This is a genomic window from Atopobium sp. ICM42b (assembly GCA_000564995.1).
Taxonomy (GTDB): domain Bacteria; phylum Actinomycetota; class Coriobacteriia; order Coriobacteriales; family Atopobiaceae; genus Lancefieldella.
Genome location: JDFH01000028.1, coordinates 1 through 11,507, shown reverse-complemented (window position 1 = coordinate 11,507; position 11,507 = coordinate 1). Strand labels below are relative to the sequence as shown.

The 11,507-nt window shown below is 53.2% G+C and carries 11 protein-coding genes and 1 pseudogene; 2 read left to right on the top strand and 10 right to left on the bottom strand.

Translation table 11 applies throughout. The features are described from left to right. The 10 genes and pseudogenes from HMPREF1493_RS06500 to rplM form a co-directional block, all read right to left on the bottom strand. Positions 1–810 (bottom strand): annotated as a pseudogene (locus HMPREF1493_RS06500) (hypothetical protein); the annotation flags it as partial. Positions 811–840: 30 nt separating this feature from the next. Further along, positions 841–1,659 (bottom strand): LPXTG cell wall anchor domain-containing protein, encoded by an 819-nt coding sequence (locus HMPREF1493_RS06495; RefSeq protein WP_035428800.1) that lies wholly within the window; start codon positions 1,657–1,659, stop codon positions 841–843. A 176-nt stretch (positions 1,660–1,835) separates the two neighbouring features. Next, complete coding sequence (gene tsaE / locus HMPREF1493_RS06490) at positions 1,836–2,378, bottom strand: tRNA (adenosine(37)-N6)-threonylcarbamoyltransferase complex ATPase subunit type 1 TsaE (protein ID WP_084058382.1); 543 nt, start codon at positions 2,376–2,378, stop codon at positions 1,836–1,838. Beyond that, positions 2,371–2,946 carry a uracil-DNA glycosylase gene (locus HMPREF1493_RS06485; RefSeq protein ID WP_035428798.1) on the bottom strand — a complete coding sequence of 192 codons (576 nt, stop codon included), beginning with the start codon at positions 2,944–2,946 and terminating at the stop codon, positions 2,371–2,373. Before HMPREF1493_RS06485 ends, tsaE begins: the two co-directional genes overlap by 8 nt. Next, positions 2,946–4,100 carry an alanine racemase gene (alr, locus tag HMPREF1493_RS06480; protein ID WP_035428795.1) on the bottom strand — a complete coding sequence of 385 codons (1,155 nt, stop codon included), beginning with the start codon at positions 4,098–4,100 and terminating at the stop codon, positions 2,946–2,948. The genes HMPREF1493_RS06485 and alr overlap by 1 nt, the downstream gene beginning before the upstream one ends. 9 nt (positions 4,101–4,109) lie before the next feature. Further along, positions 4,110–5,735, bottom strand: a complete 1,626-nt coding sequence (locus HMPREF1493_RS06475; protein ID WP_035428794.1) for a bifunctional ADP-dependent NAD(P)H-hydrate dehydratase/NAD(P)H-hydrate epimerase — start codon at positions 5,733–5,735, stop codon at positions 4,110–4,112. A 3-nt stretch (positions 5,736–5,738) separates the two neighbouring features. Next, positions 5,739–6,269 carry a holo-ACP synthase gene (gene acpS, locus HMPREF1493_RS06470; protein WP_035428792.1) on the bottom strand — a complete coding sequence of 177 codons (531 nt, stop codon included), beginning with the start codon at positions 6,267–6,269 and terminating at the stop codon, positions 5,739–5,741. Between the two features lie 24 nt (positions 6,270–6,293). Continuing rightward, positions 6,294–7,637 (bottom strand): phosphoglucosamine mutase, encoded by a 1,344-nt coding sequence (gene glmM, locus HMPREF1493_RS06465; RefSeq protein ID WP_035428790.1) that lies wholly within the window; start codon positions 7,635–7,637, stop codon positions 6,294–6,296. Positions 7,638–7,864: 227 nt separating this feature from the next. After that, positions 7,865–8,260 (bottom strand): 30S ribosomal protein S9, encoded by a 396-nt coding sequence (gene rpsI / locus HMPREF1493_RS06460; RefSeq protein WP_035428788.1) that lies wholly within the window; start codon positions 8,258–8,260, stop codon positions 7,865–7,867. 3 nt (positions 8,261–8,263) lie between these two features. After that, positions 8,264–8,704: a 50S ribosomal protein L13 gene (gene rplM / locus HMPREF1493_RS06455; RefSeq protein ID WP_035428787.1), complete on the bottom strand. Its 441-nt coding sequence runs from the start codon at positions 8,702–8,704 to the stop codon at positions 8,264–8,266. A gap of 332 nt (positions 8,705–9,036) precedes the next feature. On the opposite strand from rplM, the gene HMPREF1493_RS06450 reads away from it, so the two are divergent. Then, complete coding sequence (locus tag HMPREF1493_RS06450) at positions 9,037–10,062, top strand: alpha/beta hydrolase (RefSeq protein ID WP_084058379.1); 1,026 nt, start codon at positions 9,037–9,039, stop codon at positions 10,060–10,062. Positions 10,063–10,277: 215 nt separating this feature from the next. Further along, complete coding sequence (gene pfkB, locus HMPREF1493_RS06445; RefSeq protein WP_035428785.1) at positions 10,278–11,216, top strand: 1-phosphofructokinase; 939 nt, start codon at positions 10,278–10,280, stop codon at positions 11,214–11,216. The last annotated feature ends 291 nt before the right edge of the window (positions 11,217–11,507 follow it).

The following is an 11,507-nucleotide window of genomic DNA, read 5'->3' as shown; positions in this document are numbered from 1 at the left end:
AACACCTGCTACAGAGCTTGCGTCACCAGTGTTAGGCAGAACGCCCTTCTCGCGCCTAGGCGCAGGAGTTTGGGATGCATCAGAGGCAGGTACAACTGGGGTGGGCTCTGGTTCTGGCTGAGGCTCAGGTTCTGGCTCTGGTTCTGGCTCAGGATTTGGTGCCCAAAGAGGAGCAAAAAAGTAATAGTAAGTTGTAGTGTCGTCACGCAGGTCATCAGTAACGGACCACGTGGTAATATCAGCAAAATTCACGTGAACAATTCCATTAGCATCAACGGTGTAAGGCATTGACTGGTCAGGAGTTGCGTTATCCCTTTGATTACTGAGAAGTATTTCTGACGAATATCCTACCAGCGTGTAACCATCTCGCTGAATATTTCCATCAAAAGTAAAACTCTTATGATCGTCTGAAATCGTCGCAGGGATATAGGCATTTCCGTTGTATTGAGTGCCGTATGCGCCGACAACAAGATTAATCCTAATATTCCAACCAACTTCAGGATCATAATAACGAACAATAGTTGCACCATTGTCATCTGTTGAGGTGGTGTTGGCAGCAGCCTCAGTTGAAGTGGTTGTCTCAGTTGTCGCAGTCGTCTCAGCTGCGGTGGCTGCTTCAGTTGTAGCGGACGACTCGGTCGAGACGGTTGTCTCAGCTGTGACGGTTGCCTCAGTTGTGGCAGTTGCTTCTGTCACCTCAGTACCCTCTGCAAGCGCAAGAGAAGAAAGCACTGGCGAGAAAACCAATGCTCCTGCAAGAACACCGGAGAGAATAAGGAGCTTTGTGCTGTTGTGAAAATGCTTAGGCATAAGGATTTATTTCTACTAGGAGGCGACTATTTACTGCTGCAGTTTCTTGCGAAGGCCAAGAGCAACAAGAGTGGTGCCAGCTACTGCGATAACACCTGCTACAGAGCTTACGTCACCAGTGTTAGGCAGAACGCTCTTCTCGCGCCTTGGTGTAGGAGTTTGAGTTGCATCAGAGGCAGGCACAACTGGGGCGGGCTCTGGTTCTGGCTGAGGCTCTGGCTGAGGCTCTGGTTCTGGCTCAGGATTTGGTGCCCATAAGGTAGTTAAATGATAGCGAAACGTAATAGTGTTTGTATCAATATTGTCGGTAACACTCCAGGCAACAATATCATCAAGATTCATATGAACATTGCCACTCTCATCGATAGTATATGGTTTCGACATATCTGGCGTTGCATTGTTTATTTCCTCTTGCGAAAAATAACCTGTTGAAAAACCTACCAGTGTGTATCCCTCACGCTGAACATTGCTGCTAAAAGAAACACTCTTAAAATCACCTGAAATAGTTGGTGGAATATAATCTTTTCCGTTATAAGTGCCGCCATCTGTTGAGACTGAAATGTGGATTTCGCGCATTATGCCATCGGCGCCCATATAAGATCCAACTGCCTCTGCGTCACTATCATCATCTGTTGAGGCAGCAGCGGTCGTCTCAGTTGTAGCAGTCGCTTCGGTCGTAGCGGCAGACGACTCGGTCGAGGCGGTGGCCTCAGTTGTGGCGCTTGCCTCAGCTACCTCAGTACCCTCAGCAAGAGCTATCGCAGAAAGTACTGGCGAGAAAACCAACACGCTTGCCATAATGCCTGCAATTGCGAGCAGTTTTACGTTGTTGCGCAAATACTTTGACATTTCATATTCCTTAACTCGTGTATTTCAAGAAAAAATTGTTTTTCTTTTTTGAACATATTTCAACGGATTAGTAAGTATATATGAAAAGAAATCGCAGGTGTACTGCCAAAATATCCAGTTATAGATATTCTTAAAATATCTATAACTGGATGACAAAAACGTTATTTATTCAGTAATTACAGCGACTGAATGATTTCTTCTCCGCGAGCATTCTGTGGGATAAAGCGAATCTCACGGCGCGGCTCAGCGTCGTCGGATCCCAGCTCTTCCTCAGACAGCCTAGAAACGTACACATCAAGGGTTCTCTCGCCAATTTGCTCCGCAAATTGCTCTCCCCACTCGATGATAGTTGGACCATCAGACTCAAGCGCATCGTACAGGCCCGTATCTTCAAGCTGATCAGGGTCGTTTAGGCGATACAGGTCAAAGTGGTAGAGCGGCATGAGTGCGCCCTCATAAACCATCTCGATAGTAAAGGTTGGGCTGGTTACATCATCCTTGACGCCCATGCCAGCAGCAATGCCCTTAGTAAGCTGCGTCTTTCCTGCGCCAAGGTCTCCCGTAAGCACTAGCACGTCTCCTGCTTGCAGGAGTTTGCCCAGAATCTGACCAAGAGCAATAGTTTGCTCGGTGGTGGTAGAAACATACGTGCCGGCAGCAGTTTTTTCTGGCAGGTTGTTTGTTGCAGCGTCGTTTGCGCTGGTAGAAAGGTTAGTCACACGAGCCTCCTCGAGGGTGTTCCTCAAGCCAATCAGCAAGAAGTCGCAGGTCATCTTTGAGGAACTGCGCCCACTCCTTACGGTAAATAGTTGATGCGGGATGCATGGTGGGTAGCACGCTAAAAGCGCCTATCTGGTAAAACTTGCCGCGCAACTCCGTCACGCCCTTATCGGTATGCATGACAAACTGTGTTGCAAAATTACCCAAGCAAACAATAACGTCCGGTTTAATAGCACGAATCTGATTACGAAGATACGGAGAGCACTCCTCCACCTCGGCTACCTTGGGATTTCTGTTTGAAGGCGGTCGGCATTTGACCACATTAGAGATAAAAACATCCTGGCGAGAAAGGCCAACTTCTTCTAACAGTGCATCAAGCTTTTTGCCCGATACGCCTACGAAAGGTTGACCGCTTAGATCCTCGTTTTTACCAGGAGCTTCTCCCACAATCATGACGCGAGCCGTGGGATTTGGGCCACCAAACACAATGTTGGTGCGTGTTTCCCAAAGCGGACATTTCTTGCAATCAGCAATCTGCTTGCGAATCTCGTCAAGCGTGACTGCCATTAGATGTACACCTTATCGAGACGAGCGCCAAAGTTGCAAACTACCTCATAGTTAATGGTCTCGCGAAGGTCAGCCATCTCATCTGCGGTGATTTCTTGGTCGCCGTCTTTGCCGATGAGGGTAACCACGTCACCATGGCGAATTTCGTGCGCAGGCTTATTAGCGTGTGTACCTGCGGTATCAACAGCAATCATAAACTGATCCATGCAGATGTTGCCCACCTGGCGAACACGATCTCCGCGCGTCAAAACGTCCATACGGTTAGAAAGGCTACGTGAAAGTCCGTCGGCGTAGCCAATAGGCACGGTAGCTACCTGGATGTTATTGCGAGGAACACGCCACGTCATACCGTAACTAACGCCGTCGCCAACAGCCGGATAGACCACGCGCGTCACACGACCGCGCACGCTCATAACGGGCTGCAGGTCAATGCGGGGAATGGTGAGCTTGCTTGGATGAAGTCCATACAGGCCAATGCCCACACGAACCATATCAAACTGGATATCTTTGTGCAGAACCGTGCCAGGAGTGTTATCAGCGTGAACCAAGCCCAACTCATAGCCCGCGTTTTTGAGTGCCGTAACCGCTTCAATAAAGCGATTGACCTGCAGATCAAAGTCCCAGTTGTCGAGCACGTCGGCCGTAGCAAAATGCGTAAACGTGCCAGCGCATTCAAGACCCCTGTGGAAATCGATAGAGCCGCGCACCTCAAGAAGATCTTCTCGCCTGACGCCAATGCGGGTCATGCCAGTATCAATGGCCAGGTGGTAGCGACCAACCTTGTTAGCAGCGGCAGCAGCCTCGCCGTACGCAAGCGCAAAGTCAACTGTGTAGACGGACGGCATGATGTCAAAGCGCACGAGGTCTGGAATGGAGGTAACTGGAGGCTCGGAAAGCACCAGAATAGGATTATCGATGCCAGAGCAACGCAGCTCAACACCCTCGTCAACCGTTGCAACGGCAAACTGATCAGCACCCACGGACTGCATGGCTTTAGCGCACTGAGCAGCACCGTGACCATAGGCGTCGGCCTTGACCACACACATCATCTTAACGCCGCGGCTGAGCTGGGCCTTAAACGCCTTTACGTTGTGGCGGACGGCAGAAAGATCAATCTCTATCCAAGCCCATCTATCCTGGGGATATGCCGACATCAGACTCACCTACTCCGCAGCTTCTTCAAAGTCTGCCATAGGGAATGCAATCTGCTCTTCAAGTGCATCGGAGGCAAGGCCAATAACGTCACAGATGTCGCCAGCCATAGCTCCGCGTACACCGAACTTCTCGGCAGCTAGCTGACCTGCGTATGCGTGAACCTCACAGGCAAGTGAGCAGAAGGTTGGCAGGTCATCAACTTGACCAGCAACCTGAGCCAAGCGGCCAGCAATAGTACCAGCAAGAACGTCGCCAGAGCCAGCAGTTGCCAGCGTAACGGGACCAGGCTTTGGCAGCACGGCTTTCTGAACGCCCACGCAACCGGTAGCGGTGCCCTTTGCAACAATGACCAGCTCAGAACCGCCGTCTGCCCAAACAATCTTGCGAGCAGCCTCAAGCTGACCCACCAGGCTTGCGGGAGGATTGTCTACCTGGTTGACCAGGCGACCAAGCTCGCGACGATGCGGCGTCATGATGAGCGGAGCGGTACGACGAGTGAGCTCGGGGAAATCTGGAAGGTTGTTATTAGTGAGGCGAGCAATGCAGTTGAGCGCGTCGGCGTCAACAATAACGGGCAGCTCAGAGTCAAGCAGCGCGGAGGTAACCTTGACGGTTCCGCCAGAGACGCGCATGCCAGGGCCAACCAGCGTAACGGTGCGCATGGCAGCAAGCTGCAGCACCAGCGGAGCTGCTTCCTCGGTAAACACACCCTCAGCATCGCATGGGAGGCCAATAACGGGAACCTCTGGCAACATCATCTGAACGCAGCTGACAATGGCCTCAGGAACTGCCAGCGTAACGTAGCCAGCGCCCGCACGAGCAGCCGCCTTAGCAGCAAAAACAGCGGCTCCGGGGAAGCGGCTAGAGCCACCAACCACCAGAACGGAGCCACGAGAGTATTTATCGCAGTCGTTGAGCTGGGCAGGAACAGAAGCAAGATAATCTTCCAGGTCAACGCGCCAGGCAACAGGATCTGCCTCAACAACCAGGCGCTCAGTCTGCTCGGCCAGAGGAGCTACAACAATGGAGCCGCAAACGTCGCGGCCTGCGTCGGCAATAAGGCCGGGCTTGAGTGCAATCATGGTAACCGTAACGTCAGCGACAACACACGCGCTTTCTACCTGGCCCTTCTGCGCAGAAAGGCCACTGGGAACGTCAACGGAAAGTACGCGAGCACCGGACTGATTCAGGCACTCAATCCAAATATCAAACGGAGCACGAACCTTGCCGTGGAAGCCGGTGCCCAGCATGCAATCAAGCACCACGTCAGCCGTTGCCAGCAGGTCAATCAGCTCCTGGCGAGAAGGGCCAACAAGCACGGAAACTCCCGCGCGAACGGCGCGCTGCGCCATCTGACGTGCAAGATCGCCGGAAATCTGATCGGGCTCAAGCGGAGTGACTACCTTAACGTTGCAGTTTCTAGAGCGCAGCGCTTCTGCTGCCACCCAGCCATCTCCACCGTTATTGCCAAGACCTACGAGGATGACAACATTAGAGATGTCCCCTCCCATGCCAAGGGCCTCTTGAGCAGCAGCGTAACCTGCACGGTGCATGAGCTCGGAAACGCTCACGCCCACGCGTGTCAGCGCAATCTCTACACGCTTGATGTCCTCAACATTTAGTACCGGCTGCATAACTTACTCCTCGGATTTAACAACATCATCAAAGGTTGTCTCAATTATAGGTTCTTGCACGCGCTCAAGCTCATCCAACACAGAACGAGCTTCTTTGAACGAACGTGCCAGTTCTTGGGCAGCATCTTCCTTTTGATCTACCTTGGGTTTTACGGCGTTGGTTACCGCAACCGCATTGGCTACCGCCACGTCTCTGGTGTACGAGATAGAAAGCGCAATCTCCTGCACACCCTGCTCGGCCGCAATCTGTGCAGCCTTGCCCGTCAGACGAGCCTGTGGCCTACCCAACTGATCTCTCTCAACAGAAACATCCTGAAAACCAATACCAGACGAGAAACCCGTTCCTAAGGCTTTGAGCACGGCTTCTCTTGCTGCAAAGCGAGCAGCATAGTGCTCCGCAGGGCGAGCAGTGCGCTCACAATACGCACGCTCGGCATCGGTGAACATACGGCGGATAAAGTGAGGGCGTCTCTCAATTGCCTGCTGCATGCGGGCAATCTCAAGCATATCTACACCTATTCCTGCCAGTGCCATCGTATCCCCTGGATCTATCTGCGCTTAAGCGCTGAGCCTATACTCCTCGAGTGCATCGAGCACAATCTGATTTGCCTGCTGGCAGAGCTCATCGGTTGGAGCTTCTGCAAGAACGCGCACCAGAGGCTCTGTTCCGGAAGCGCGGACCAACACGCGACCATTGCCCTCAAGGAACTTCTCGGCAGCTGCAACTGCGTCGTTGACCTTAGGAGACTGCATAGCAGCCTCTTTGTCGGTGACGCGAACGTTAACCAACTGCTGTGGATATAGTGTAACGGGACGAGTCAGCTCAGAGAGTTTCTCGCGTTCTGCTCGTAAGACCTCCATAATACGGAGGCTGGTCAAGATGCCGTCGCCGGTCTTTGCCAGGTCACCAAAGATGATGTGACCGCTCTGCTCGCCGCCCAGGCTGTACTCGTTCTCGTTCATGCAAGCGTAGACGTACTTATCGCCCACGTTGGTCTTCTCGTAAGAGAGGCCAGCGTCGTCAAATGCTTTGAACAGGCCAAAGTTGCTCATGACGGTGGTAACTACGGTCTGCTTAGCCAGGCGACCATACTTGTTGAGGTAGGTACCGCAGACGTAGAGGATCAGGTCTCCATCAACCACGTGGCCACGCTCGTCAACTGCCAGGCAGCGATCAGCGTCACCATCGTAGGCAAAGCCCACGTCAAGGCCATTCTGAACTACAAAACGCTGCAGCTGGTCAATGTGGGTAGAACCGCAATCAACATTGATGTTGAGGCCGTTTGGAGCGTTGTTGATAACATGCGTCTCGGCGCCCAGGGCGTCAAAAACAGGGCGAGCAACACTAGAAGCTGCGCCGTTAGCGCAATCCAGGCCAATCTTCAGGCCCTGGAGGCTAAAACCGCAGCTAGCAATAAGGCTGGAGATGTAGCGGTTGCGGCCCTGCATGTAATCAACCGTACGGCCAATGCTGTCACCCGTTGCCAGAGGAACGTCAAACTCGCCATCAATATAGGCCTCTACCTGCTCAAGGACATCCTCGTCCATCTTGTAGCCGTCTTTGTTGACCAGCTTGATGCCGTTATCAGTGAACGGATTGTGGGATGCAGTAATCATGACGCCGCAGTCAAAGGCACCGTCTACTACCTCAAAGCTAACGCCAGGCGTAGGAATGACGTGCAGCATGTACGCATCAGCGCCAGAAGCAACCAGGCCCGAGACAAGCGCGGACTCAAACATATAGCTTGACCTGCGAGTATCCTTACCAATGATGATACGAGCCTTGCGAGCCTGCTTAGCTCCGTAATACCAGCCAATGAAGCGGCCAATTTTATACGCGTGATCGACGTTCAGACCCTCGTTTGCGCGGCCTCTAAAGCCGTCGGTTCCAAAGTACTTCATAAGCGTCTCCTAGCTGCGAATGTAATGTTGTCGGGTGGAGAGCAACGTGCGCGCGAAGCGCCAGCGAACTACTCGACAGGTGGGGCTTCTCGCCAGATGGCGAGAAGAACGTGCGGACTAAACGGTTGCGCACATATGCAAAATGCAACCATTTAAAAGTATACAAAAAAGAGACCTGCCGATATACAACAGGTCTCTTTGTGAGGACTTTTTTGGGTCCAGCGGCCTTAGCGCTTGGAGAACTGAGGACGCTTACGAGCCTTCTTCAGACCGTACTTCTTACGCTCGACCGCACGAGAATCGCGGGTGAGGTAGCCGGCCTTCTTAAGGTCATCACGATACTCGCCAGCCTCAAGAAGAGCGCGAGCAATGCCCAGGCGAAGAGCACCGGACTGGCCGTTGATGCCGCCGCCATCGCAGTTTGCGAGGACGTCGAAACGACCAAGAGTATCAGTAATGCGGAGAGGTGCGGTTGCATTGTCTACGAGCTGCTGGCGACCAAAATACTGGACTGCCTCGCGGCCGTTAACGGTAACCTTACCAGTTCCAGGAACAAGACGAACACGAGCGACGGCCTCTTTACGACGGCCGGTGCCGGTGTAAACAGCGGTGTTATCTGCCATCGTTTAGCCCTCCAGCTCAATCTTGACGGGATTCTGTGCAGCATGTGGGTGCTCAGCGCCGGCGTAAACCTTAAGCTTCATACCCTGCTTGCGACCAAGAGTGGTCTTAGGAAGCATGCCCTTGACTGCGTGCTCAACGACACGCTCTGGGTGCTTCTCCATCTCTTCCTTGAAGGAAGTGATCTTCAAGCCACCAAGGTAGCCGGAGTGACGCCAATACTCCTTGTGATCAGCCTTAACACCAGTAAGGACGATCTTGTCTGCATTGATGATGACAACAAAGTCACCAGTATCAGCGTTTGGGGTGTACTGTGGCTTGTTCTTACCACGAAGAATCATGGCAGCCTTTGTAGCCAGACGACCGAGCGTTGCGCCCTCAGCGTCGATGAGCACCCACTTGCGCTCGACTTCGCCAGCCTTGGCGAACTGAGTCGACTTCTTCACTTGACTCCTCCTACGAATTACGAGTTGATAACCCCTGGACGGGTCATCGATGCTTTTTCTTGTCAGAGATTACGGGGCTCTGTGGAAAAGCCTTAAAAGTATACTCCACTCTTTAGCAGTTGTACGCGGGAATTTTTGTTGCTTCATGAATGCAACAATTCGTTCAAATTTGACGGGTTTCTCCACATTGAAAAGCCGTCCACAGCACAAGAACAACCACTTGGCCTGCTGTGCGATGCATTTTGTTTCGACTTTTTATTTTATAGGGCGAGAAGTGCGGGCGTGCTCGTATGTTTACACCAAGGTCAAAGCTACAACGTCAGGAGGAAACAATGCGTGACACAGATTTTGTCGCACGTTTGCACCGGAACATTGCGTTGCTGGGCGGCCAGCTCAAAACCCGCTTCAAGAACCATGTTGTTCTGAGCACCTCGCTTGCTCTGTTTGCGGCGCTTTTACTGGTGATTCCATTTTATGGTTGCTCACCAGCCGCTTCTGAGAACGCTCAGGGCAGCTCAACCGCTCAAACGGAGGCGCAGAAAGACGAAGCTCCTAAAGGTACGGTTAAGGCGACATCGTTCTACTCGCCAACCCTTGGCTTGGACTGGAACTATGACGTCTACCTGCCTGCAGACTACGAGTCCAATCCTGATAAGACCTACCCTGTTGTATATATGCTGCATGGACTGTATGGCAATCATCGCAATCTGCTGGAGCGCTTTGATTCATCCGCCATGCTTGACGAGGCCATTCAAACCGCTGGTCAGGGAGCTATCGTGGTCTTTGTCGACGGCTTTAACAGCTTCTACATTGACTCCGCCGACCGCGGCCTCAAGATGGAATCTGCCATCATGAACGACCTGGTACCTTACATTGAGAGCACGTATCGCGTGTCAAAAGATCGCAAAGATCACGCAATCGGTGGCATTTCTATGGGCGGTTATGGTGCAGCACGATTTGTTTTGCACCACTCCGATTACTTTAGCAAGGGCATTCTGCTCTCGCCTTCTGTTTGGACCACACTTGCTGACGACAACTTTATTTACACGTCTCAGCATGCCTTTAGCGACGGAACCACCAGCTGGTCATGGGATCTGTACAAGCAGCTGTTCCCCACTCAGTATCTTGGTGAGGTTGATCCAAGCCAGGTTTCGTTCTTTGTGGCAACAACTTCCGATGACGGCGTAGTGCCTGTTGCTGACGTCGACGCCTTTGTTGAGCAGCTCAAAAACGCTGGTATCAACGTTGATTACCAGCGCGACTCCGGTGACAACCACAACTGGAAGTACTGGTCCAGGGTTGCTCCAACTGCGTACGCTTGGGCGCTCGACCAGTTCAAGAGCGCTGACAGCAAGTAAGCGCTGACGGCGCGCCCAGGGCGGCGCAGTGCGGGTCCAGGGCGAGCCGCGAGTGCGCCGGGTTTCTCGCCAGAAAAGACCGCGGATATGCGCGTAACGGCGCTGTCCGCGGTTACTTTTTTGCCAAAACTGAAGTATTATCAGCGTAGATAACTTGCGCCGCTTGGCGGTGCCATTCAAGCGCCGATTGCGGCGCCGCAAACCGAGGAGCGACTATGCCCAGCATCTACACCGTCACGCTCAACCCCGCTCTGGACAAGACCGTCCAGGTGCCAAATTTTGCCGTTGACCAGGTGAATCGCATCACGTGGCTCAGGCAGGACGCGGGCGGCAAGGGCATTAACGTCTCCAAGGTTATCGCTAAACTGGGCGGAGAGTCTACCGCTATCGCCGTTCTTGCAGGTCAGACCGGCAAGTGGATCGCTGACACACTTGGCGAGAATAACATCAAAGTCCAGGCGATTTCCGTTCCCGGTGAGACGCGCACCAACCTGAAGGTCGTTGACACTGAGGGCGGCACCAATACCGACATCAACGAGCCCGGTCCCGAGGTCACTGACAGCGTGCTTGACCAGGCGCTTGCTGATATGATTGCCAAGACTTCCGTCGGCGACATTGTGGTTCTCTCCGGCAGCCTCCCCCGCGGAGCTGCCGCTGATACCTATGGCCGCTGGACCCGTGCTTTGCGCGACGCCGGGTTGAAGGTATACCTGGACGCTGACGGCGCAGCCCTCTCAGCTGGCCTTGAGCAGAAGCCATACTTCACCAAGCCAAACGATCATGAGCTCTCCGCCATGCTTGGCCGTGAGCTTGCCGATGTGGACGCGATTGCCGCTGCCGCGTCCGAGATTGTTGCTGGTGGCATCGACACGGTCTGCGTTTCCATGGGCGGCAACGGCGCCGTCTACGCTACGGCCGACGAGGTTTGGTATGCAGGTCCAGTAAAAGTCCAGGTAGGAAGCACTGTCGGTGCTGGTGACTCCGTTGTGGCGGCGCTTGCCTTTGCAGATGCACAGGGTCTCTCGACAGAAGACGCGCTGCGACTGGCCATGGCCACGGGTGCCGCAAACGTCATGGAGAGCGGAACTCAAGCGGCGGAGCGCTCGGTTGTGGATTCGCTTATCGAGAAGGTGCAGCTCACGCGCCTGCGCTAGCGCGGGGGGATGCGAGCGCGGCCGCCGTGCGGGTGCGCAGGGAGCTGCGGGTGCATGGGGTTTCTCGCCAGGTGCTCCATAACAGCATGCGTGCCTTAACAACATGCGCGCCTGAAAAGTGCAAAGAATCTGTATTTTGAATACAGATTCTTTGACAAAATCAGGCAAATCCACAGTTTCTTTTACACTTTTAGGCAAAAATTACAGATTCTTTGATGAAATCAGGCGCGTGAAAGATAGACTATCTGGCCCTGAATTTTTGAGCCTGAAAGCTGCATCATGTCTGAGTAA